Below are 22,721 nucleotides of genomic sequence, written 5' to 3' on the forward strand. Positions count from 1 at the left end.
ACAGGGTTAACGCCCGGTCAACGATCGACGAGACCGTTGAGAAGGCGGGGTGCGGTCGATATATCAAGGTCAGCATCGCAACGCGCCGGCCCCGAACCGCGACAGGCGGCCGCGGCCCACAAAGGAGCCGGTCGAATGGCCCGCAGGAAGCCCCTCGTCTTCGTCACGCGCAAGCTGCCCGATGTCGTCGAGACGCGGATGCGCGAACTCTTCGACACCCGCCTCGTCAGCGAGGACCGCGCGCTGACCCAGGCCGAACTGGTCGACGCGGTGCGCACCGCCGATGTGCTGGTGCCGACCGTCACCGACCGGATCGACGCCGGCATCCTGTCGCAGGCCGGCCCCAACCTCAAGTTGATCGCCAACTTCGGCACCGGCGTCGACAACATCGACGTCGAGACCGCCACCAACCGCGGTATTGCCGTCACCAACACCCCGGGCGTCCTCACCGAGGACACCGCCGACATGACGATGGCGCTGATCCTCGCGGTGCCGCGGCGCGTCGCCGAGGGCATCAAGGTGATCGAGCAGGGCGACTGGCACGGCTGGTCGCCGACGTGGATGCTCGGCCACCGCATCTGGGGCAAGCGGCTCGGCATCATCGGCATGGGGCGGATCGGCCAGGCGGTGGCGCGGCGGGCGCTCGCCTTCGGCATGTCGATCCACTACCACAACCGCCGCCGCGTCGCGGCCGAGATCGAGGACAAGCTGGAGGCGACCTACTGGGAGAGCCTCGACCAGATGCTGGCGCGGATGGACGTCGTCTCGGTGCACTGCCCGCACACGCCCGGCACCTATCACCTGCTGTCCGCCCGGCGGCTGCGGCTGATGAAGAAGGACGCCTACCTCGTCAACACCGCGCGCGGCGAGGTCGTCGACGAGAACACGCTGGCGCGCATGCTGGAGGCGGGCGAGCTCGCCGGCGCCGGTCTCGACGTGTTCGAGCACGAGCCGGCGGTGAACCCGAAGCTCGCCAAATCCGACCGCGTCGTGCTGCTGCCGCACATGGGCTCGGCGACGATCGAGGGCCGCATCGACATGGGCGAGAAGGTCATCATCAACATCAAGACCTTCATGGACGGCCACCGCCCGCCGGACCGCGTGCTGCCGTCGATGCTCTGAGGCGCCAAGCCGCGCCGGCAAAACTGTTTTCCGGCGTTGGCCTTATGCGCTTGAACGGCAAGAGCCGATGGGTATAGTGCACCCGCTTCGGCCAACGGTCGATCGCGGAGTCGTGGCCGAGTGGTTGAAGGCGCACGCCTGGAAAGTGTGTATACGGGAAACCGTATCGAGGGTTCGAATCCCTCCGACTCCGCCATTACTTCCAAATGAAGCGTCTCCTAGAGCGGAATCCGATCAGGTTGCATCATATCCGGCTGCTTTGAAGTAGTTGGCGCATTCGGTCGGGGGGAAGAGATCGATGACGCGACCGATGGCGCTCCAGAGGCCGGTGACGGTGCGTTCGGCAGCCTTTCTGAGCAGTGCCTTGAGCTTGGAGAAGGCGTTCTCGATCGGGTTGAAGTCCGGGCTGTAGGGCGGCAGGTAGCGCAACTTGGCGCCGGCGGCTTCGATCATCTTGCGCACGCGAGGGCCCTTGTGGCTCGACAGGTTGTCCATGATGACGACGTCGCCGGGCCGGAGTTCCGGGATGAGGACCTTGGCGATGTAGGTCTCGAAGGCCGTCCGGTTGATGGCGCCGTCCAGAACCCACGGCGCGATGAAGCCACGCAGCGTGAGCGCGCCGACGAAGGTGGTCGTCTTCCAGTGGCCAGCGGGGCGCCGTTGGTCGGCCCTGATGCCGCTGCGCCGCAATCGATCGGTTCGCTATACAATCATTTTACTGTGCATCGCGGATGATCGGAACCATGACGATTCTCGACCGTTTGACTTTTTTCGTTCCGGGGACCAGGTGTGATCGATCTTCTGCACAGCACGCTCCGACGCTTCCGGCGGTCCGCTAATGGTGGGGTCGTCCTGATCGGGGCGCTGGTGCTCCCGGTTCTGCTGATCGCCGTCGGGGTCGCGGTCGATTTCGGCTTCGCCTCCCGTGACCGATCGGCGCTGCAGATCATTTCCGATACGACAGCGCTGGCGGTGGCGAGCGAACTCTCGACCGCCAACGTCACCGATGCCGGGATCGCCTCCGTCGCCAGCGCACTTGCGGAACCGCATCTGAAGCGTCAGGGTCTGGAGGCCGACGCTGTCGTGCGGGCCAGTCTCGTTTCGTCCGGCCGGGGGGTGACGGTCGAGATCGAGCACCCGATGCGGCGGTTCTTCGGCGATATCGTCGGCAACGGCGCGTCCAGCATCGTCGTCCTGTCGACGGCGATCGTCTCGGGCAACCAGAAGATCTGTGTCATTGCGCTCGAAGAAACCGGCTCCGAATCGATCTACCTGAAGTCGAACGCCTGGCTGACGGCGCAAGATTGCAACGTCTATTCGAACTCCAGCAGTCCTTCGGGGATCAAGTCCGACAGCGGCATCAAGGTCACGGCCAAGATGACCTGCTCGGCTGGCGGCTTCTCCGGGACAGGCCAGTTCTTTGGACTGAAAGTTCCAGATTGTCCGCCGATCGTCGACCCGCTCGCGGCGCGCCCGCCGCCTCCGACCGCCGCCTGCAAGGCGCAGGGTCACCGCGTCGTCGACAAGGGAACGCTGAGCGCCCGGCATGTGCTGACCCCCGGCACCTATTGCGGTGGGCTGTTCATCGGCGGCAACTCGGTCGTGCGACTGGACCCCGGGGTCTACGTCATCAAGGACGGGCCACTGGTGATCGATTCCAACGCCGACGTGCGCGGCACCCATGTCGGGTTCTACATGCAGGGCGAAAAGACGACGTTCCAGTTCGTCAGCAACGCCAAGGTCAACATCGACGCGCCGAAAGACGGCCCGATGTCTGGCCTGCTGTTCTTCGAGGACAGGAGCGTTTCCCTTGGCCGGGAGCACAAGATAACCAGCAACTACGTGTCGAATCTGACGGGAACGATGTATCTGTCGCGCGGCCAGTTGACCGTCGACGCGACCAACGAGGTCGCGCAGCAATCCGCTTTCACCGTGATCGTGGTGCGGAGGCTCTACCTCAGCGCCAACCCTAAGCTCATGGTTCAATCTGACTACGATTCGACCGAGATCCCGGTGCCCGCCGGCCTCGGCCCGGCGTCGGGTGTCCCGATCCTGTCGCAGTAGCGCGGGTGCCCGTTTCGCAGTACATCGGCCGACGCAGCCTCGCGCCGCGCCGTCCGCCCTCGCGGTAGCCGCAAGACCAGAAATCAGCGCCCCGCGGCTTGACTCTCCGGGGGGGAAGCCCGAACGGATGGCGCGGTACCGGGCAATCCGCGCCAGCAATCCAGGAAGGGCGTCATGCCATTCAGCGACGATAGCCATCCCCTCTGGCAGGTGGCGAACCTGAAGCGGGCGCTGCATGCGGCCGGGGTGGCGCTGTGGTCGTGGACCACCGACACCGACGCCTTCGCGATGGACGAGCAGGCGTTCAGGCTCTGGGGGCTGCCGCTGGCGAGCCATGTGACGTTCGAGGATCTCTCCTCGCGCATCCACCCGGCGGACCGCGACCGGGTGCGCGCCGCCTTCACCGCGACCCGGGCGCTGGTCGGCCCCTATGAAATCGACTTCCGGATCCTGATCGGCGAGGAGATCCGCTGGATTTCCGCCCGCGGCCTCGGCAACGACGAGGGCGAGCACAACGGCCGGATGTCGGGCGTCTTCCTCGACGTCACCGGGCGCAAGCAGGCCGAAGAGGGGCATGAACTGCTCGCCGGCGAGATGAGCCACCGGGTCAAGAACCTGCTGGCGATCGCCGCGGGGCTCACCTCGCTCACCTCGCGCTCGGTGAATTCCGTCGAGGAGATGTCGCGCGAACTGATCCACCGCCTGACGGCGCTCGGCCGGGCGCACGACCTCGTCCGCCCGCTCGCCGGCAACCAGGGCCGCGCCGCGCTGCTCGGCGACCTGATCGCCGTGCTGCTCGCACCCTATGACGATTCCGGCGCCTTCAGCGGCCGCGTGCGCGTCGCCGTGCCGCGCATGGGCATCGGCGAACAGTCCGCGACGACGCTGGCGATGGTGGTGCACGAACTCGCGACGAATTCGCTGAAATACGGCGCGCTGTCGGTGTCGTCGGGCATGCTCGACATCTCGGGGACGTCGAGCGAGACCGAGGTCTGCATCGTCTGGACCGAGCGCGGCGGCCCGCCGGTGACGAAATCGGGCGACGAAGGCTATGGCAGCAAGCTGCTCCGGCGCAGCGTGACCGGGCAACTCGGCGGCGCGATCCGGACCGACTGGTCCGACGACGGCATCATCGTGACGGTGACGATGAACCCGGGCAAGCTGGCGGAGTAGTGATCGTCGTTGAGCCGCGGGGCCCTGCGACCAGCCCGCCGTTGTCCGGTTCGGCCGTCTCAATTCCGGACCAAGCAGCTGGAGCCGTTGGCAAGTTGCGATGCTCGATGCCGGACACGGCCTCGAGCTCGCCGGCGCCCCGGCTTTTCCCTCGCCCTTCGAGACAGCCGTGAGTCAAGCCCGGCGATGACGATCGAGAGGGGGCATCGGAACCGAAGCCCGACGGGCCGAGACGCCATGCCGTGTGCGCGCAGGGCCACTTGGTGCAACATAGCATCCAGTCAACGCATCGACCGGCAAGAGCCGGTACGAAACGGACAGCAGTAAGTCCCCCCGGGCGCCGTTGCGAGCGCCCGGGAGCACTTGTCGTCAGGCGGCGCGGGTGGCGGCGGCCGGGACGGTTTCGGCGTGATGGATCTCGGTGCCGAGCACCTTCAGGCATTCGCGCATGAAGGCGGCGAGCGCCGTCCAGCCCTTGGCCGAGACCATGGTACCGTCGACGAGGGCGTCGGTCGGCGAGAGGTCGACGTAGGTGCCGCCGGCGAGGCGCACTTCCGGCTCGCAGGCGGCGAGGGCGCCGACGCGCTTGCCGGTGACGACGCCGTCGACCGCGATCAGGATCTGCACGCCGTGGCAGATGGTGAAGATCGGCTTGTCGGTCTCGTGGAAGTGGCGGACCATCGCCTGGATCCGCTTGTCGGTGCGGATGTACTCCGGTCCGCGCCCGCCGGCGCAGTAGACGGCGTCATACTCGTCGAGGTTGACCTCCGAGAAGGTCTTGTTGATGACGAAGTCGTGGCCGGGCTTTTCGGTATAGGTCTGGCCACCCTCGAAGTCGTGCAGCGAGGTCTTGATGATCTCGCCGGCCTTCTTGTCCGGGCAGATCACGTGGACGGTGTGGCCGACGGCCTCCATCCCCTGCTGGAACACGAAGATCTCGTATTCCTCGGTGAACTCGCCGGTGAGCATCAGGATCTTCTTGCCTGGCATGGTCGTGTCTCCTCCGCGTATTGAGTGTCGGTGCGCTGGACCGGATGGCCGATCGGCAGCGATCAGAACGGCGATTCCGGGAAGTAGTATTCCGCCGCGTTGTCCTTGGTGATCAGCGGCGCATCGAGCTTGAACGAGCCGCGCACCGGGGCATGGCCGGTGAAGTGGGCGACCGTCAGGTAGATCGCGGTCTTGATCATGGACGGCGGGTAGGGGGTCTCGACCGGGGTGACCGCGTCGCCGGCCATCACCTTCTCGATGATTTCCTTCATGCCGTTGCCGCCGAGCGCGTACTTGATCTCCTCGCGGCCGGACTGCTTGATCGCCTCCAGCACGCCGAGCAGCATGTCGTCGTCGTTCGCCCAGACCGCGTCGATCTGCGGGTACTTGGCGAGGTAGTCCTGCATCAGCTTGAAGGCTTCGTCGCTGTTCCAGTTGGCGTACTGGATGTCGAGCACCTTGAGCTCGGAGCCGGCGATGCCGTCCTGGAAGCCCTTGATGCGCTCGTCGTCGATCACGGTCGGAATGCCGCGCAGCACGACGACGTTGCCCTTGCCGCCGAGGTTCTCGACGAGGAACTTCGCGGTGTTGAAGCCGACCGCGATGTTGTCGCCGGCGACATAGAGGTCCTGGATCTCCGGGTCGCTCAGGCCGCGATCGACGACGGTGATGAAGGTGCCGTTGTCCTTGATCGCCGCGACCGGGGTGGTCAGCTCCTCGGAGGTGTGCGGCAGGATGACGAGGGCGTCGAGCTGGCGCGTCGCCGACAGATCCTCGATGGCGCTGACCTGAGAGCTTGCCGAGGGCGAGGTCTTCACGACTACCTCGATATCCGGGAAGGCGGCGTTGATCTCGGCCGCGGCGGCGTTCGCATGGTAGACGACGCCGGCGGTCCAGCCGTGGTCGGCGGCCGGGATCGAGACGGCGATGGTCTTCTTTTCGGCGGCGAAGGCCGGGCCGGCGGCGAGCAGCGACAGCGTCACGCTGGTCGCGAGCAGAATGTTCCTGAGCATGGGTTTCCTCCATTGATGTGACGGCAGTCGTTGTTGCAGTCCGGCGCGTCGCGGCTGCCTCGCGCGCGCCAGCTTTCCTGTTCCGCCTACCGCTTCGACATCCGCTGGATCAGCATCGCGATGATGATGATGACGCCCTGGACGGCTGCGACGAGGTATTCGGAAACGAAGTCGGAGAGGACCATCAGGTTGGCGATGAACTCGAGGATCACCGCGCCGATGACCGTGCCCCAGATGCGGCCGCGTCCCCCGCGGAGCGCGGTGCCGCCGATGACGACGGCGGTGATCACCTGCAGCTCCCAGAGCAGGCCGGTGGTCGGGGTGGCGGCGCCGAGGCGGGGCACGTAGCAGATGGCGGCGATCGCGACGCAGGCGCCCTGGATCACGAACGCCATGGTGCGCACGCGGGTGACCGAGATGCCGGAGTAGCGCGCGACGTCCTCGTTGGCGCCGACGGCGATGCAGCGGCGGCCGAAGCGGGTGCGGTAGAGCACGTAGGCCGCAACCAGCGCCACCGCGAGCGAGACGAGGATCGGGATCGGCACGCCGAGCACGTTGCCGAAGTAGACCGGGCGATAGGCCTCGCGCAGGCTGCGGTCGATCGCAACCGTGCCGCCGTCGGTCATGTAGGTGATCAGCGCGCGGAAGATGCCCATGGTGCCGAGGGTGACGATGAAGGGCTCGATGCGCCCCATCGTGACGATGGTGCCGTTGAGCAGGCCGCAGGCGATGCCGGTGACGAGAGCCACCGCCATGCCGAGCGGGATCGCCGCCGTGCCGAAGCTCGGCACCGCCCAGTTCATGAACAGGATCATCACGCCGGTGATGAAGGCCGCCATCGAGCCGACCGAGAGGTCGAGGCCGCCGGACGAGATCACGAACGTGGCGCCGATCGCGATGATGGCGATGAAGGCGCTGCGGGTGACGACGTTGGCGACGTTGTTGGCCGACAGGAAGTCGGGATTGATCAGGAAGCCGATCAGCACCAGCGCGCCGAGCGCGAGGAAGGGGCCGACGTCGCCCCAGCCGATGGACCAGCCTTGCAGCGCGCGCGGCGGCGCGGCCGGGACGTCAGTCATGTGCGTTTCCCCCTGGCGTTTCCTTGCTCGCCACACTGCTGGTGGCGTGGAGCGCGACGTTGCTTTCCGTCATGGCGTCGCCGCTGAGCTCGCCGTTGATCCGGCCGGAGCGCATCACCAGGATGCGGTCGCAGAGGCCGATCAATTCCTGCATCTCCGAGGAGATGACGATGCAGGAGCGGCCCTCGCGCACCAGCGACTGGATGAAGGCGTAGATCTGGCTCTTGTTGGCGATGTCTATGCCGCGCGTCGGCTCGTCGATGACGATGACGCTCGGGTCGTTCAGCATCACCTTGGCGAGCAGGAGCTTCTGCTGGTTGCCGCCGGAGAGCTGGCCGGCGCGGACGTCGCGGCTGTGCAGGCGGATGTCATAGGTTTCCACCGCCTCGCCCAGCAGCTGCGCTTCGCGGCCGAGATCGAGGCCGGTGACGGGGTGCACCCGGACGAGGGCGGCGAGGGTGAGGTTGGGCGCGAGGCGCTCGCCGAGCAGCAGGCCCTTGCCCTTGCGGTCTTCGGTCAGGTAGCCGAAGCCGGCCGCCATGGCTTGCGCAGGCGAGCCGAAGTGCACCGGCCGCCCATGCAGGCGCACGGCGGCGAAGCTCGCCGGGCGCAGGCCGAGCAGCCCTTCGAACAGCTCGGTCCGCCCGGCGCCGATCATGCCGGCGAGGCCGAGAATCTCGCCCTTTTTCAGCGTGAACGAGACGTCGTGCACGAAGCCGGGGACGCTGGCGTGCTCGATCTCGAGGGCCGGTTCGGCGAGGTCGCGTTCGAGGCGCGGCGGATAGAGGCTGGAGAACTCCCGCCCGACCATCAGGCTCGCCATGCGCTGCGGGGTGAGGCCCGCGGCGTCGTAGGTTCCGACCTTGCGGCCGTCGCGCAGCACGGTGACGCGGTCGGCGAGGCGCTCGACCTCGTCGAGGCGGTGGCTGATGTAGAGGATCGCGACGCCGCGCTGCTTCAGCTCGAGGATGATGTCGAACAGCGGATCGACCTCGTCGTGGGTCAGCACGGCGGTCGGCTCGTCGAAGATCACCACCCGGTGGGTGCCGTGCAGCGCCTTGGCGATCTGCACCAGCTGCCGGTTGGCGAGCGAGATGTCGCCGACGCGGGCCCGGGGCGAGACCTTGCAGCCGATCTCGGCGAGCTCGGCGGCGGCCGCCTCGCGCATGGCGCGCTCGTCGAGGCTGCCGAAGCGGCCGGTGATCTCGCGGCCGATGAAGATGTTCTCGGTGACGGTCAGCGCCTCGGCGAGCAGGATTTCCTGGTGCACGAGCGCAATGCCGGCCGCCTCCGCGTCCTTCGGGGCGTGGAAGGCGATCGGTGCGCCGTCGATCAGCAGCCCGCCCTCGGTCGGATGCAGGTAGCCGGACAACAGGCGCATCAGCGTCGACTTGCCGGCGCCGTTCTCGCCGATCACCGCGTGGATCTCGCCCGGCCAGATGTCGAGCGAGACATCGGACAGCACCGTGACGCCGCCGAACGCCTTGGCGAGCCGCTCGGCGCGCAGCACCGGCGCGGCGACGGCGTCCGTCCGCTGAGAGGGGGCGAGCGCGACGGTCATTGCTCGAAGGCCGGCAGCAGGCGGTCGCGGGAGCGCTCGATGTGCAGTCGCATCGCGCGGCGGGCGGCGTCGGCATCGCGGGCGGCGAAGGCGGCGAGGATCGCCTCATGCTCGTCGAGCGCCTCCTCGGTGACGCGCGCGTGGAACATCAGGCGGAAGATGTGGAAGTGGGTGTGCTGGTGCGCCAGCGTCTCGCGCACCATCTCGTTGCCGGCAACGCCGAGGATCTGGTCGTGGAACACGGCGTCCTGGCGGGCGAACTGCGAGTAGCGGGCGCGCTCGTCGATGCCGCCGCTGCGCGACATCACGCCGGCGGCGGCGGTGAGTTCGGCGAGGGCGGCGTCGGTCATCCGCGCCGCGGCGCGGCCGGCCATTTCCGGCTCCAGCAGCAGGCGCAGCTCGTAGAGCTCCTCGAAGCGGCGGCGGGTGATCTGCGGCGCGGCGCTGTAGCCGACGAGATGCGTCTTGACGACCAGCCCCTCGCCCTCGAGCCGCCCCAGCGCCTCGCGGATCGGCGTCTGCGACACCGCGAGTTCCCGCACCAGATTGTCCACCGTGATGCGCGCGCCGGGCGGGATCTTCAGCGCCATCAGGCGCGCGAAGATCGCATCGTAGACTTCCTCGGCGAGGCTGGCGGCGCGGTGCACCGCCGGCGCGGGTTCGCCCGGTTCCGGCAGGTGGGTGGTGGCGTGAGGTTTCGGACTGCGCACGGTTTTGCCCCTTGACAATGAGCGACTGCTAGCACGATCCTCAACTCCACTCAATACGATTTCCTATAGGATTTCATATAGGATCACCCAACAAGCTGAATAATTCAGCTTTACCAATTGGATAGACGCTGTGACATCCTTCTCCGCGATCCGGTTGCCGACCGAAATCCTGTTCGGCAAGGGGCAGAGCGAGGCCTTGCCCGCCGTGGCCGCGCGGCTCGGCCGCCGTGCCCTGGTCTGTACGGACGAGCGCTTCGCCGCATCGGACGACTTCGCCCGTCTGCGCGACGGGCTCGGCGCCGCCGGGCTCGCGGTGCTGGTGCACGACCGCGTGCTGCCGGAAGTGCCGCGCGACAGCGTCGCCCGCTGCGCCGAGGCGGTGCGGGCCTTCGCCCCCGACCTCGTGATCGGCATCGGCGGCGGCAGTTGCCTCGACATGGCGAAATGCGTCGCGCTGCTGCTGACCCACGGCGGGGCGCTGCCGGACTACTACGGCGAGTTCAAGGTGCCCGGGCCGCTGCTGCCGATCATCGCCGTGCCGACCACCGCCGGCACCGGCTCGGAAGCGACCCCGGTCGCGGTGATCTCCGACCCCGACCGTACGTTGAAGGTCGGCATTTCCAGCCCCTACCTGATCCCGACCGCGGCGATCTGCGATCCGGACCTGACGCGCTCCTGTCCGCCCGCGCTCACCGCGATCGCCGGCGCGGATGCGCTGACCCATGCCATCGAGGCGTTCACGGCGAAGCGGCGGCCGCCGTCGCCGGAGCTTGCGCAGAAGCACGTCTTCATCGGCAAGACCGCCCTCACCGACCACTTCGCCCTGCTCGCGATCCGCCTGCTCGGCCGCAGCCTCGAGCGGGCGTACAGCGACGGCGGCGACGACGAGGCGCGGGGCGACGTGATGATGGCGGCGCTCGCCGCCGGTTGTGCCTTCGGCACCGCGGGCACGGCGGCGGCGCACGCGATCCAGTATCCGCTCGGCGCGCTGACCCACACCGCGCACGGGCTCGGGGTCGCGGCGCTGCTGCCCTATGTGATGCGCTTCAACCGCGACGCGGCGACGGCCGAGATGGCCGAGATCGCGCTGGCGCTCGGGGTTGCCGGCGAGGGCCGCTCGCCCGCGGTACTGGCCGACGCGGCCATCGCCGCGGTGAGCCGGCTGCTCGCCGCGATCGGCATTCCGTCCTCGCTCGCCAGGCTCGGCCTCGCCGCCGACAAGCTCGGCTGGGTCGGCGAGCAGGCGCTCGGCATCGAGCGGCTGATGAAGAACAACCCGCGCCCGCTCGGGCCGGCCGAGATGACCCGGCTGCTCGACGCGGCCTATCGCGGCGACCTCGACGCCGCGGCCGCCGATCTCCTCCTTGAACAGGACATGCTGTCATGAACGTCGCCGCGCTCTCTTCCATCGCCCCTGGTATCGCGCCGACCCTCGATCCGGCGTCCGGCGCCCGCGGTCTCTACATCGGCGGCGCGTGGCTGTGGCCGGCGGGCCGCAAGGCGATCCCGGTGATGGATCCCTCTACCGAGACGAAGCTCGCCGACGTGCCGGACGCGACCGTCGACGACGCCCTGGCCGCCGTCGAGGCCGCGGCCGCGGCCGCGGCCGGCTGGCGCGCGACGCCGCCGCGCCGGCGCTCGGAAATCCTGCGCCGCTGCTTCGACCTGATGACCGCGCGGTCGGAAGAACTCGCCACGCTGATCTCGCTCGAAAACGGCAAGGCGCTGCGCGACGCGCGCGGCGAGGTCGCCTACGCCGCCGAGTTCTTCCGCTGGAACGCCGAGGAGGCGGTGCGCATCAGCGGCGACTTCGCGCTGTCGCCGGCCGGCGGCAACCACATCATCGTCGACTACGAGCCGATGGGCATCTGCGTGCTGATCACGCCGTGGAACTTCCCGGCGGCGATGGCGACGCGCAAGATCGCGCCGGCACTCGCCGCCGGCTGCACGGTGGTGCTGAAGCCCGCGAGCGAGACGCCGCTGACGGCCTATGTCCTCGCGGCGCTCTACGAGGAGGCCGGCGTGCCGCCCGGCGTCGTCAACGTGCTGACCACGTCCGCCCCCGGCGAGGTGACGGCCGCGATGCTCGCCGACCCGCGCGTGCGGAAACTCTCCTTCACGGGCTCGACGCCGGTCGGCCGCACGCTGCTCGCCGAGGCGGCGAAGCACGTCATCAGCTGCTCGATGGAGCTCGGCGGCAACGCGCCGCTGATCGTGTTCGACGACGCCGACCTTGGAGTCGCGGTCGAGGGCGCCATGCTCGCCAAGATGCGCAACGCCGGCGAAGCCTGCACCGCCGCCAACCGCTTCTACGTCCAGTCCGGCATCCACGACCGCTTCGCCGCTGCGCTCACCGCGCGGATGGCGGCGCTCGCCGTCGGGCCGGGGACGCAGGCCGGCACCGAATGCGGCCCGATGATCACCGCGAAGGCGGTGGACAAGATCGAGCGGCTGGTCGGCGACGCGCTCGCCCGCGGCGCGACGCTGCACTGCGGCGGCACGCGGCCGGCGGGGGCGGGGTTCTACTATCCGCCCACCGTGCTGGCCGACGTGCCGGCGGATGCGATGATGGCCGGGGAGGAGATCTTCGGGCCGGTCGCCGCGCTCACCCGTTTCGAGACCGAGGACGAGGCGGTGGCGCTCGCCAACGCCACCGAATACGGCCTCGCCGGCTATGTCTTCACCCGCGACCTCGCGCGGGGCTTGCGCGTGTCGCGGCGGCTCGAGGTCGGCATGGTCGGGCTCAACCGCGGCCTCGTCTCCGATCCGGCGGCGCCGTTCGGCGGCACCAAGCAGTCGGGCCTCGGCCGGGAAGGCGGCACGCACGGCGTGCTGGAGTTCCTGGAGGCGAAGTACATCGCCACCACGCTCTGACCGCGAACCTCCGCGCGATGAGCGACCTCTTTCGCACCCGCGACCACGTGCCGGATTTCGACCGGCACGTCGCCGACTATGCCGCGCGCAGCGCGGCGGCGCGGGCGCGGCTGCCGATGTTCGCCGACATCGCCTATGGCCCGTCGCCGGCCGAGCGGCTCGACGTGTTCCTGCCGCCGGCGCATCTTTCGACCGGCGCCGTGCACATGTTCATCCACGGCGGCTATTGGCGGATGTTCGGAAAATCGGACTTCTCCTTCGTCGCCGAGACGGTGACCCAGGCGGGGGCCATTGCTGTGGTGGTCGGCTACGACCTGATGCCCAAGGTGCGGATGGCGACGGTGGTCGCCGAGGTGCGCCGCGCCCGCGACTGGGTGGTCCGCTGCATCGACGAATATGGCGGCGACCCGACGCAGCTGACCGTCAGCGGCCATTCGGCCGGCGCCCATCTCGCGGCGATGCTGTTCGGCGAGGGCCAGCCGGCGCGGCGGATCGCCGGGGCGTTGCTCCTCAGCGGCATCTACGACCTCGCGCCGCTGCAGGCCTCGTTCCTGCAGCCGCTGATCCTGCTCGGCAACGACGAGGTGGCGGAGTTCAGCCCGCTGCGGACGGACTACGGCCGCGGACCGGCGATGTCCCTGCTGGTCGGGGAGCGCGAGACGGCACCGTTCCACGCACAGGCCGGCGCCTTTGCCGCGCATCTCGGCCGAGCCGGGGTCGATGCCGACGCCGCGACCATCGCCGGCGCCGACCACATGAGCATCGTCGCCGATCTCGGCACGCCGGGCACGGAGGTCGCGAACCGGCTCGCCCGCTGCCTCGGGGCGGAGGGCGGCGGCGTCACGGGCGTCCGGGCGCGCGCGTGACCGCCCGCGCCGGCTCGCCCATAGGCAGCGGCGCGGCCGCGCGCTAGGCTCATCGCATGAGCTACTGCGTCTTCATGCACCGGTCGGATTCGATCTACGACGACAGTCCCGCCGAGCGGTACCAGTTCCCGAAATCGTATCTCGGCCGGGCCGCGGGGAGCGTCGGGGACTGGATCGTCTATCTGGAGCCGACCAAGGTGCCCGGATCGCGCGGCTACTTTGCGATCGCGAAGGTGGAGCGGATCGTTCCGGATCCGACGGCGCCGGACATGTATCTCGCGCTGATCGAGCCGGGCTCCTATCTCGACTTCGCGCGGCCGGTGCCGTTCAAGGAAGCCGGCGGCCCGATCGAGCGCGGCCTGCTCAACGCGGAGAGGAAGCTGTCCGGCCGGGCGCAGGCGGCGGTGCGGCCGGTCTCGCCGGCCGATTTCGAGCGCATCGTGGCCCGCGGCCTCGACGACACGGACCCGCTGCTGCCGCGCGTCGATCTCGACCAGCCGGCGATCGGCTTTGCGGAAGGCCAGGCGCCCTATGTCGTCGAGCAGCCGCGCGACCGCGTGCAGCAACTGACCTCGCGGGTGGTTCGCGACCGGGTGTTCCGCAAGGTCGTGCTCCGCGCCTATGACGCGCGCTGCGCGCTGACCGGGCTGAAGCTGATCAACGGCGGCGGGCGGGCCGAAGTCGATGCCGCGCACATCCGCCCGGTCGAGGCGAACGGGCCCGATGTGGTCAACAATGGCCTCGCGCTGTCGGGTACTGCGCACTGGATGTTCGACCGCGGCCTCGTCAGCCTCGGCGACGACCTCGAGATCCTGATCTCGCGGCAGGTCAACGATCCAGACGGCGTCCGCAGCTTCCTCAACCGCAGCGGCGTCGCCTTCGCCCCGCAGCGGGCCGGCGACCGACCCCACCCGCACTTTTTGGCATGGCACCGGGAGAACTGCTTCAAGCACTAGCCTCGCTCTTTGCGCCGTCCGATAACCCTGTTTGCGCGCTCGAGACGCGCACCCCTCCGAGGACACCTCCCCATGCCCGCTCCCGCGCTGCTGATCATCGACATCCAGAACGACTATTTTGCCAACGGCCGCCATCCGCTGGTCGGCATCGAGCGCGCGGCCGAGACGGCGGCCGAGTTGCTCGCCGCGGCGCGGGCGGCGGGGGCGGTGGTGGTGCATGTGCGGCACGAGGAGGCGTCGGCGGACGCGCCGTTCTTCGTCGCGGGCACCGACGGGGCGGCGATCCATGCCGCCGTGGCGCCGGCGGAGGGCGAGCCGGTGGTGGTGAAGTCCGAGGTCAACGCCTTCCGCGGCACCGGGCTCGACGAGATCCTGCGCGGGCGCGGCGTCACCGACCTCGTGATCGTCGGCGCGATGAGCCACATGTGCGTCGACGCCGGCACGCGCGCCGCGCTCGACCACGGCTATGGCGTCACCGTGGCGCACGACGCCGTGGCGACGCGCGACCTCGCCTTCGGCGAGCGGGTGTTACCGGCCGCCGATGTGCATGCGGCCTTCATGGGGGCGCTCGGCGAGGCAGGGGCGGCGGTGGAGCCGGCGGCGGGGATCGTCGCGCGGTTCGACGCGTAATCCGGGCTCCGGCGTACGGCTGGCCGGTTCAGCCGTCGGGAGAGACCGGCGCGCCCGGCCTCGCCCTTCGAGACGGCCCTGCGGGCCTCCTCAGGATGAGGCCTTGGTGAGGTTTGCCGTTTAACTCCAGATGGTTGCCCTTTTCCCTCATCCTGAGGAAGCCGCGCAGCGGCTGTCTCGAAGGGCGAGGGAAAAGCCGAGGCGCCGGCAGACAGCACGTCGTGTCCTCGTCGGCAATCCCCGACTTCTTCCCCTCTTCTCGGCCACCTCACAGGTGCCGATGAACGTCGACCGGATAGCAGTGGCGCCGTTGCCGGGACCTTCGATCAATCATGCCCACCGGAGCCAGCTAGAGCCAAACCCACCTCACGCCACGTCGGAGCGCGGCGAGGTCGAGCCTTCCGACTGGCCGATCTCGCGCAGCTTGTGGCCGAGGGCGAGCCGGTCGAGGCTTTCGAGCGGCAGGGCGGCGAAGATGCTGATGCGGTTCTTCAGGTAGCGGAACGATTTTGCGAAGGCGGCGAGGCGCTCGATCTCGGTGCCTTCGGCCTCGGCCGGATCCTCGATGCCCCAGTGCGCCGACATCGGCTGGCCAGGCCACACCGGGCAGGTCTCGCCGGCGGCGTTGTCGCAGACGGTGAATACGAAATCCATCACCGGCGCGCCGGGCACGGCGAACTCGTCCCACGCCTTCGAGCGGAAGCCGGCGGTCGGATACTCGAAGCGCTCGAGGGTCGCGAGCGCCAGCGGGTTGATCGCGCCCTTGGGCTGGCTGCCCGCGGAAAACGCGTTGAACCGGCCGCGGCCATCCTGGGCGAGGATCGCCTCGGCCATGATCGAGCGGGCCGAGTTGCCGGTGCAGAGGAAGAGGACGTTGAAGGGACGGTCAGACATCGACGATGGCCTCGTTTGGCGTGCAACAACTGTCGAGAGCGGTGACGGCCGGTCCGCAGACCTCCGGATGGCCCTGGCAGCAGTCGCGCATCAGGAACGCGATCAGGCCGGACAGGGCGGGGAGGGCGGCGCTGTAGATGATCGACCGCGATTCACGGCGGGACTGGATCAGCCCCGCGCGTTCCAGGTGGCTAAGGTGAAACGAGATGTTCGAGGACGATGCGCCGACGGCGTCGCTGATCACCCCGGCGGCGAGACCATCCGGCCCTGCCGTGACGAGCTGCCGCAGGATGCGCAGCCGGGTCGGCTGCGACAGGGCGGCAAAGGCGTCGAGAGCCTGACGTTCGTCCATGAACACTTCGATTGTTTTATGACTATTGAAATGTCGCGCAGGCCGAGGATTTCGTCAAGCCGGAAAAGCGGTGTCGCGATCGTGGTCGACGTGGCGTGGCTCGGGATGCTGGAGGCGGGTCGGGGGGGCGGCGGTGCACCCGGCCTCGCCCTTCGAGACGGCCCTCCGGGCCTCCTCAGGATGAGGCCTCCGCGAGTTTTTCGTTTCACGGCAGGCGGTTATCCTTTTCCCTCATCCTGAGGAAGCCGCGCAGCGGCTGTCTCGAAGGGCGAGGGAAAAGCCGGGGCGCCTGCGCCGTCCCTCCTAACGCACCTATCGCGGGGTGACCGCGATGTCGAAGTGCAGCACCGTCTCGCGCCGGCCGAGCTTGTCGTAGAGCGCGATGGCCGGGGCGTCGGGCAGGTCTGCCTGGACGATGATGACGTAGGCGCCAGCCTCGGCGGCGATCGGCTGCAACGCCGTAAACAGCGCCGTCGCCACCCCGCGGCGGCGGTGCGCGGCGTCGACGGCGAGGTCGTAGACATAGATTTCGCTGCGCGCCTGCTCGAACTTCGGCAGCACATAGGCGGCGAGGCCGCCGATCACCTCGCCGTCCGCGACGGCGCCGAGGGCGACGAAGCCGTCGCCGCCGAGCAGTCGCTGCAGATAGGCGTCGTCCGGCTGGGCGTCGCCATAGGTCGCGGGCTCCTCGAACACCCGGCCGAACAGCGCCAGCAGGCGGCGGAACAGCCGGATGTCGCCGGCGCCGAAGCGATGGATGGTGAAGGGGGGCGGGCGGGTCGCGGGCATGGGGTCGTCTCGCGGCTGGTTTGCTGCCGGCGATCAGACCCCGTCCGACGGGGCGTCCGCCACCCGAAACCGGCTGCCGACGCTGTCGAGGTGGGCGGTCATGGCGGCATGGGCGGCGTCCGGGTCGCGGGCGGCGATCGCCGCGACGATGCGGTCGTGCTCGGCGAAGCTGTGGTGATCCTGCGGCGGCGCCGGGGCGTTGCCGCGGGCGCGGGTCCAGGTCGCGGTGCGGCGGACGAGATGCAGCGTTTCGGCAAGCAGCAGCAGCACGGGATTGCCGGCGAGGCGGGCGACCGCAAGGTGGAACTCGGTGTCGGCGACCTCGTATTCGCGCCAGTTTTGGGCGGTCCGAGTGCGGGCGCCGATCGCGGCGAGGTCGGCCCTCGCCGCGGTATCGAGGCCGATGCCGGCCGCCGCGGCGGCGAGACCGGGTTCCAGCGCGCGGCGCGCGGCCATCACCTGCGCCGGGTCTGCCGACAGTGCCGCAGCGGGAATGGCGACCTCGACGCGGTCGGCGCGCGGGCCGGCGAAGGTGCCGCGGCCGACATGGCGCCAGATCAGCCCCTCGTCCTCCAGCACCTGCAGCGCCCGGCGCAGGGTGGGGCGCGAGACGCCGATGGCGGCGGCGAGGTCGCGCTCGGCCGGCAGCCGCGTCGCGGGTGCGTCGCGGCCGGCGGCCTGGCGCGCCAGCAGCGCGCGCAAATGCAGCAGCGCCGCTTCCACCGCCGGTCCGGATGCCTCTGCCGCGTCCGCCATCCTCGCCGTCTCCCCGAACGCTGTCGCCCGCCCGCCGGCCCGCGGCTGCGCCGATCGCGCGTTGACGCTGCCGGTGAAGCTATGTAACCAATCCATGATTGGTCAAGCCTCCCGGAGATCGTCATGACAGCCTCGCCCGCCCTCGTCATTCCCGCGCCGGCCCCGGTGCTGCTGCCCGTCTCCGGGTCCGAGGCGCGGTTTCCGGTGCGCCGGGTCTATTGCGTCGGCCGCAACTATGCCGACCACGCCCGCGAGATGGGGCACGATCCCGACGCCGAGCCGCCGTTCTTCTTCCAGAAGAATGCCGACAACCTCGTCACCGATGGCCGCTTTCCCTATCCGGCCCTGAGCGAGGACGTGCACTACGAGGTCGAGCTCGCCGTGCTGCTCGGCGCCGGCGGCCGCGACATCGCCCGCGCGGACGCGGCGGCGACGATCTACGGCTATGCCGTCGCGCTCGACATGACGCGGCGCGACCTGCAGGCGAAGGCGAAGAAGGCCGGGCGGCCGTGGGAGGCGGCGAAGGCGGCGGAGTTCTCGGCGCCGATCGGGCTGGTGGCCCCGGCGTCTGCGGTTTCCGGCATCGCGGAGGCCGCGATCAGCCTCAGCGTCAACGGCGCGGTGAAGCAGTCGGCCCGCATCTCCGACATGATCTGGCCGATCGAGGACGTGATCGCCCACCTTTCGACCCTGTTCATCCTCGCCCCCGGCGACGTGATCCTGACCGGCACGCCGGCCGGCGTCGGCCCGGTGGTGCGCGGCGACGTGATGGAAGCGAGCGTCGAGGGGCTGCCGGGGCTGGTCGTCACGGTGGTTTGAAGCCGGAAGGTCTGAAAAACGGCGGTGCGGCGGCCGGTCAGGCCGCCGGCTCGCTTTCCTCCAGCGCGCCGAGCAGCGCCTGCACCAGGCGGCCGGCTCCGGAACTGCGCGCCCAGACGGCGCCGATTTCCCGCACCGGCGCGGTGCCCGGCAGCGGCAGCATCCGGACCGACAGGCCCTCCGGCCACGGCCGCGCCCAGCGCGGCACGATCGAGAGGCCGAGGCCGTTGCTGACCATCACGGCGATGGCGTCGAGCGAATCGAGTTCGAGCCATTCCTTCGGCCGCAGCTCCTGGTCGCGCAGCCAGCTGTCGACGAGACGTCCGCCCCAGTTGTTGCTGTCGTAGCGGATGAAGGGGTGGCTCTCGATCAGCCGGATGACGTCGTCGCCGGGGGCGCTTTCCGGGCAGATCAGCATCAGCGGTTCGCGGCGCAGCGTGCGCCACTCGAAGCTCTTCGAGAGCTCGAAGGCCGGGCGCACCAGGATCGCCGCGTCGATGCGGGAATCGAGCAGCTGCTGGTAGAGGTCGGCCGAGGTGCCGGGCAACAGGAACACCTCGATGCCGCTCAGCCGCTCGCGCAGGATGCGCAGCGCCGGGGGCAGGAGGCCGGTCATCGCCGTCGACACCGCGCCGAGGCGAAGTTCGCCGGCCGGTACGTCGAGCCGGGCCAGGCCGCGCAGTTGGCGCACCTCGGCGAGAATGCGATTGCTGCGCTCGAGGATCGCCCGGCCGGCGTCGGTCGGCTGCACCGTGCGCCCGGCGCGCACCAGCAGCGGCACGCCGATTTCGGCTTCGAGCGCCTGCATCCGCTGGGAAATCGCCGCCGGCGTCACGCCGAGCCGGCGCGCGGCATCGGCGAGCGAGCCCTGCCGGACGACTTCGAGGAAGGTCTCGAGAAAGCGCGTCTCCATAAGCTTGCCTATCTTCTGAACGAAGCAGAATCCAGATTTCTTTTCGCTTTCGCACCGCGATACTGCGGACTTCAACAAGGAGGACTCAGACGTGGATCTCGGACTTCAGGATAAGGTCGCGCTCGTCTTCGGCGCCGGTGGCGGGCTGGGCGGGGCGATCGCCGCGTCGCTGGCCGCCGAAGGCGCCAAGGTCGTGGTCGCCGACATCGACGAGGCCGCGGCCGCGCGCACCACCGACGCCATTGTCGCCGCCAGCGGCAAGGCGATCACCATGGCCTGGGACGTCGCCGACCTCGGCCTGATCGCGCCGAATCTTGAGCGCATCCGCGCTGAGTTCGGCCCGGTCGACGTGCTGGTCAACAACACCGGCGGCCCGCCGCCGACGCCCGCGGCCGGCCAGGCGCCCGAGGTGTGGTCGAAGTTCTTCGACAGCATGGTGCGCTCGGTGATCGCGCTGACCGACGCCGTGCTGCCCGAGATGCGCGAGCGCAAATGGGGCCGCATCATCACCTCGACCTCGTCCGGCGTCGTCGCGCCGATCGCCAACCTCGGCATCTCCAACTCGCTGCGGCTCGCCCTCGTCGGCTGGTCGAAGACGCTGGCGCGCGAGGTCGGCCGCGACGGCATTACGGCGAACATCGTGCTGCCCGGCCGCGTCGCGACGGGCCGCATCGTCTTCCTCGACGAGCAGAAGGCGAAGCGCGAGGGGCGGACGGTGGAAGAAGTCAGCGCCGAAAGCACCGCCGCGATCCCGGTCGGCCGCTACGGCGAACCGCAGGAATATGGCGACGCCGTCACCTTCCTCGCCAGTACCCGGGCGTCGTACATCACCGGCTCGGTCCTGCGCATCGACGGCGGCCTGATCGCCAGCATCTGACCCCGCCAGACCCGTCTCATCGTTCCAAGGAAGCAGCATGGCACTCGATCCCAAGGTCGTCGAAACCCTGAAGGGCGTCTCGACCGCGACGCTCACCACCATCCTCCTGAAGAAGGGCCTGCGTAACGTCTGGATGCGCGGCACCCGGCCGATCCGCGCCGGCCAGCCGCGCCTCGTCGGCGAAGCCTTCACGTTGCGCTTCGTGCCGGCGCGCGAGGACCTCGCGACCCCGGCGAGCTGGGCCTCACCGATCTCCACTCGCGCCGCCATCGAGGCGATGCCGGAAGGCTGCATCGCGGTCGCCGACGCGATGGGCGTCACCGACGCCGGCATCTTCGGCGACATCCTCTGTGCCCGCATGGCCAAGCGCAACGTCGCCGGTCTCGTCACCGACGGCGTGATGCGCGACGCCGCCGGCGTGCTCGGCACCGGCCTGCCGGTCTGGTGCGACGGCATCGCCGCCCCGCCGTCGGTGGCCGGCCTCACCTTCGTCGCCTGGCAGGAGCCGATCGCCTGCGGCGGCGTCGCGGTGTTCCCGGGCGACGTCGTCGTCGTCGACGACGACGGCGCCGTGCTGATCCCGATCGCGTTCCTGGACCAGATCCTCGCCGAGGCGCCCGAGCAGGAGCGCATGGAAGGCTGGATCATGACCGAGGTCGACCGCGGGGTGCCGCTGCCGGGGCTCTACCCGATGAACGCGGAGACCAAGGAGCGCTACGAGGGGTGGAAGGCGTCGCAGGGCTGAGGGGGGGTTGAGGGGATGTGCGGCCGTCGCGGGGGTGCTCGCGGCGGCCGTTTTTGTTTGGGCGGGGGATTGTTGGGACCGAGTTGGGGGAGAGGCCGCTACCCCTCCCGACCCGGCTCCGCCGGGCCACCCTCCCCACGAGGGGGAGGGATTCGCACCTCGATAGGTCGCGGCCAGATCCAGCAATAGGTCGCGGCTAGATCCAGAGCATCAGTTGAAGACATCCCTCCCCCTCGTGGGGAGGGTGGCCCCGCCGGAGGCGGGGTCGGGAGGGGTAACGGCCTATCCTCTTTACAAGAGCACCGTCAGCCCACCCCCACATTCACCCCGCCAGCCGGTCCACGATCATCGCCGCGATCGGCATCGCCGAGGTCGCCGCCGGCGAGGGGGCGTTGCAGACGTGGAGCTGGCGTGGGGAGTCGAGGAACAGGAAGTCGTGCACCAGCGCGCCGTCGTTCATCACCGCCTGGGCGCGGATGCCGGCGCCGGGGGTGCCGAGGTCATCCAAGGTGAGCTGCGGGCAGTACTTGCGGCACTCCTCGAGATAGCGCCGGCGCGACATCGAGTTGCGGAACTCGGTGATGCCGGATTTGAGGTTCTTGCGCGCCATGCGCCAGAAGCCGCCCGAGGTCGCCATCGCGGCGACGTCGGCGAGGCGGACGCTGCCCTTGGCGTAGCCCTCGCGGTGGAAGCCGAGCACGGCGTTGGGGCCGAGGGTGACGCGGCCGTCGATCATCCTTGTGAGGTGGATGCCGAGGAAGGGCAGGTCGGGGTCGGGGATCGGGTAGATCAGGTGGCGCACGATGCCCGATTTCTCCGGCGGCAGCGTGTAGTACTCGCCGCGGAACGGCACGATCTGGAAGGTCGGGGCGAGGCCGGCGAGGCGGGCGATGCGGTCGGCCTGCAGCCCGGCGCAGGCGACGAGTTTTGCTGCGCGGAAGCGGTCGCCGGCGGCGGTCTGGACCGAAACGCCGCTGCCGTCCTCGTCGATCGCGGTGACGGCGGTGCCGGTGACGAGCTTGACGCCGAGGGTGCTAAGCCGTTCGGCGAGGGCGAGGCAGATCCGGCGGTAGTCGACGATGCCGGTCGCCGGCACCAGGATCGCGCCGACGCCGGCGATGTTGGGCTCGATCTCGCGCAGCCGGGCGGCCGAGACGTCCTCGATGGCGATCTCGTTCTGCGCCGCGCGGACTTTCAGGCCCTGCATGCGCTCGAGCTCGAGGGCGCTGGTCGCGACCAGCAGCTTGCCGCAGGTCTCGAAGGGGATGCCGGTCTCGCGGCAGAACGCCTTGGTCGCCTCGGCGCCGGCGCGGCAGAGCCGGGCCTTCAGCGAGCCGGGCGCATAATAGATGCCGGCGTGGATGACGCCGCTGTTGTGCCCGGTCTGGTGCAGCCCGTAGTCGGCCTCCTTCTCGACGAGCACGATGCGGGCGGCCGGGTCGCGCCGCTTCAGTTCGGCGGCCGTCGCGAGCCCGACGATGCCGCCGCCGACGATTGCATACTCGTAGTCCATGGGACGTCCACTGCTGGGGTGGGGG

General features: G+C 69.5%; 22 protein-coding genes, 1 tRNA gene and 1 pseudogene. 12 read left to right on the forward strand and 12 right to left on the reverse strand.

The annotated features are described in order from the left end of the window. Window positions 1–135: 135 nt before the first annotated feature. Both I5731_RS17285 and I5731_RS17290 read left to right on the forward strand, forming a co-directional pair. On the forward strand, window positions 136–1,122 hold the full coding sequence (locus I5731_RS17285; protein WP_197312661.1) for a 2-hydroxyacid dehydrogenase: 987 nt from the start codon (window positions 136–138) through the stop codon (window positions 1,120–1,122). Between the two features lie 106 nt (window positions 1,123–1,228). Further along, window positions 1,229–1,318: transfer RNA gene (locus I5731_RS17290), tRNA-Ser, on the forward strand. A 38-nt stretch (window positions 1,319–1,356) separates the two neighbouring features. Here I5731_RS17290 and I5731_RS17295 read toward each other — a convergent pair. Then, window positions 1,357–1,800, reverse strand: a pseudogene (locus I5731_RS17295) (IS630 family transposase); the annotation flags it as partial. Between the two features lie 111 nt (window positions 1,801–1,911). Here I5731_RS17295 and I5731_RS17300 point away from each other — a divergent pair. Further along, window positions 1,912–3,186 (forward strand): TadE/TadG family type IV pilus assembly protein, encoded by a 1,275-nt coding sequence (locus I5731_RS17300; protein WP_197312662.1) that lies wholly within the window; start codon window positions 1,912–1,914, stop codon window positions 3,184–3,186. 174 nt (window positions 3,187–3,360) lie between these two features. Continuing rightward, window positions 3,361–4,359, forward strand: coding sequence for a sensor histidine kinase (locus tag I5731_RS17305; protein ID WP_197312663.1), 999 nt, complete (start codon window positions 3,361–3,363; stop codon window positions 4,357–4,359). Window positions 4,360–4,728: 369 nt separating this feature from the next. Here the strand turns inward: I5731_RS17305 and I5731_RS17310 are convergent, their stop codons facing one another. The 5 genes from I5731_RS17310 to I5731_RS17330 all read right to left on the reverse strand — a co-directional run bounded on the left by I5731_RS17310 (window position 4,729) and on the right by I5731_RS17330 (window position 9,649). Beyond that, window positions 4,729–5,349, reverse strand: a complete 621-nt coding sequence (locus I5731_RS17310; RefSeq protein WP_197312664.1) for a DJ-1/PfpI family protein — start codon at window positions 5,347–5,349, stop codon at window positions 4,729–4,731. A gap of 62 nt (window positions 5,350–5,411) precedes the next feature. Beyond that, the gene (locus I5731_RS17315) at window positions 5,412–6,362 is read right to left on the reverse strand and encodes a substrate-binding domain-containing protein (RefSeq protein ID WP_197312665.1); all 951 of its coding nucleotides are present in this window, start codon (window positions 6,360–6,362) and stop codon (window positions 5,412–5,414) included. Window positions 6,363–6,448: 86 nt separating this feature from the next. Beyond that, the gene (locus I5731_RS17320) at window positions 6,449–7,441 is read right to left on the reverse strand and encodes an ABC transporter permease (RefSeq protein WP_197312666.1); all 993 of its coding nucleotides are present in this window, start codon (window positions 7,439–7,441) and stop codon (window positions 6,449–6,451) included. Further along, entirely contained in the window at window positions 7,434–9,002 is a 1,569-nt protein-coding gene (locus tag I5731_RS17325; RefSeq protein ID WP_197312667.1) for a sugar ABC transporter ATP-binding protein, read from the reverse strand. Before I5731_RS17325 ends, I5731_RS17320 begins: the two co-directional genes overlap by 8 nt. Further along, window positions 8,999–9,649 (reverse strand): GntR family transcriptional regulator, encoded by a 651-nt coding sequence (locus tag I5731_RS17330; RefSeq protein WP_197312701.1) that lies wholly within the window; start codon window positions 9,647–9,649, stop codon window positions 8,999–9,001. Before I5731_RS17330 ends, I5731_RS17325 begins: the two co-directional genes overlap by 4 nt. Window positions 9,650–9,842: 193 nt before the next feature. Here I5731_RS17330 and I5731_RS17335 point away from each other — a divergent pair, with 193 nt between their 5' ends. From I5731_RS17335 to I5731_RS17355, 5 genes are all read left to right on the forward strand, one after another. Continuing rightward, window positions 9,843–11,099, forward strand: coding sequence for an iron-containing alcohol dehydrogenase (locus tag I5731_RS17335; RefSeq protein WP_197312668.1), 1,257 nt, complete (start codon window positions 9,843–9,845; stop codon window positions 11,097–11,099). After that, window positions 11,096–12,586, forward strand: a complete 1,491-nt coding sequence (locus I5731_RS17340; RefSeq protein WP_197312669.1) for an NAD-dependent succinate-semialdehyde dehydrogenase — start codon at window positions 11,096–11,098, stop codon at window positions 12,584–12,586. The genes I5731_RS17335 and I5731_RS17340 overlap by 4 nt, the downstream gene beginning before the upstream one ends. A gap of 17 nt (window positions 12,587–12,603) precedes the next feature. Continuing rightward, a complete protein-coding gene (locus I5731_RS17345; RefSeq protein WP_197312670.1) occupies window positions 12,604–13,452 on the forward strand; it encodes an alpha/beta hydrolase in 849 nt (282 codons plus the stop codon). 56 nt (window positions 13,453–13,508) lie between these two features. Then, complete coding sequence (locus I5731_RS17350) at window positions 13,509–14,408, forward strand: HNH endonuclease (protein ID WP_197312671.1); 900 nt, start codon at window positions 13,509–13,511, stop codon at window positions 14,406–14,408. Between the two features lie 72 nt (window positions 14,409–14,480). Further along, window positions 14,481–15,038, forward strand: coding sequence for an isochorismatase family protein (locus tag I5731_RS17355; RefSeq protein WP_197312672.1), 558 nt, complete (start codon window positions 14,481–14,483; stop codon window positions 15,036–15,038). A gap of 366 nt (window positions 15,039–15,404) precedes the next feature. On the opposite strand, the gene I5731_RS17360 is transcribed toward I5731_RS17355, so the two are convergent. The 4 genes from I5731_RS17360 to I5731_RS17375 all read right to left on the reverse strand — a co-directional run bounded on the left by I5731_RS17360 (window position 15,405) and on the right by I5731_RS17375 (window position 17,829). Further along, window positions 15,405–15,932, reverse strand: coding sequence for an arsenate reductase ArsC (locus I5731_RS17360; protein WP_197312673.1), 528 nt, complete (start codon window positions 15,930–15,932; stop codon window positions 15,405–15,407). Continuing rightward, window positions 15,925–16,284 carry an ArsR/SmtB family transcription factor gene (locus tag I5731_RS17365; protein WP_197312674.1) on the reverse strand — a complete coding sequence of 120 codons (360 nt, stop codon included), beginning with the start codon at window positions 16,282–16,284 and terminating at the stop codon, window positions 15,925–15,927. The genes I5731_RS17360 and I5731_RS17365 overlap by 8 nt, the downstream gene beginning before the upstream one ends. A gap of 312 nt (window positions 16,285–16,596) precedes the next feature. Continuing rightward, window positions 16,597–17,073, reverse strand: coding sequence for an AAC(3)-I family aminoglycoside N-acetyltransferase (locus I5731_RS17370; protein ID WP_197312675.1), 477 nt, complete (start codon window positions 17,071–17,073; stop codon window positions 16,597–16,599). Between the two features lie 33 nt (window positions 17,074–17,106). Beyond that, entirely contained in the window at window positions 17,107–17,829 is a 723-nt protein-coding gene (locus I5731_RS17375) for a FadR/GntR family transcriptional regulator (protein ID WP_197312676.1), read from the reverse strand. Window positions 17,830–17,952: 123 nt separating this feature from the next. On the opposite strand from I5731_RS17375, the gene I5731_RS17380 reads away from it, so the two are divergent. Beyond that, window positions 17,953–18,648: a fumarylacetoacetate hydrolase family protein gene (locus tag I5731_RS17380; protein WP_197312677.1), complete on the forward strand. Its 696-nt coding sequence runs from the start codon at window positions 17,953–17,955 to the stop codon at window positions 18,646–18,648. A gap of 37 nt (window positions 18,649–18,685) precedes the next feature. Here the strand turns inward: I5731_RS17380 and I5731_RS17385 are convergent, their stop codons facing one another. Continuing rightward, window positions 18,686–19,561 carry a LysR family transcriptional regulator gene (locus I5731_RS17385; protein ID WP_197312678.1) on the reverse strand — a complete coding sequence of 292 codons (876 nt, stop codon included), beginning with the start codon at window positions 19,559–19,561 and terminating at the stop codon, window positions 18,686–18,688. Between the two features lie 91 nt (window positions 19,562–19,652). On the opposite strand from I5731_RS17385, the gene I5731_RS17390 reads away from it, so the two are divergent. Continuing rightward, window positions 19,653–20,438, forward strand: a complete 786-nt coding sequence (locus I5731_RS17390) for an SDR family oxidoreductase (RefSeq protein WP_197312679.1) — start codon at window positions 19,653–19,655, stop codon at window positions 20,436–20,438. A 37-nt stretch (window positions 20,439–20,475) separates the two neighbouring features. Continuing rightward, window positions 20,476–21,183, forward strand: a complete 708-nt coding sequence (locus tag I5731_RS17395) for a ribonuclease activity regulator RraA (protein ID WP_197312680.1) — start codon at window positions 20,476–20,478, stop codon at window positions 21,181–21,183. 322 nt (window positions 21,184–21,505) lie between these two features. Here I5731_RS17395 and lhgO read toward each other — a convergent pair whose 3' ends face one another. Continuing rightward, window positions 21,506–22,696 carry an L-2-hydroxyglutarate oxidase gene (gene lhgO / locus I5731_RS17400; protein WP_197312681.1) on the reverse strand — a complete coding sequence of 397 codons (1,191 nt, stop codon included), beginning with the start codon at window positions 22,694–22,696 and terminating at the stop codon, window positions 21,506–21,508. Window positions 22,697–22,721 lie beyond the last annotated feature (25 nt).

Origin of the sequence: Methylobrevis albus (assembly GCF_015904235.1) — a bacterium.
Classification (GTDB): domain Bacteria; phylum Pseudomonadota; class Alphaproteobacteria; order Rhizobiales; family Pleomorphomonadaceae; genus Methylobrevis_A; species Methylobrevis_A albus.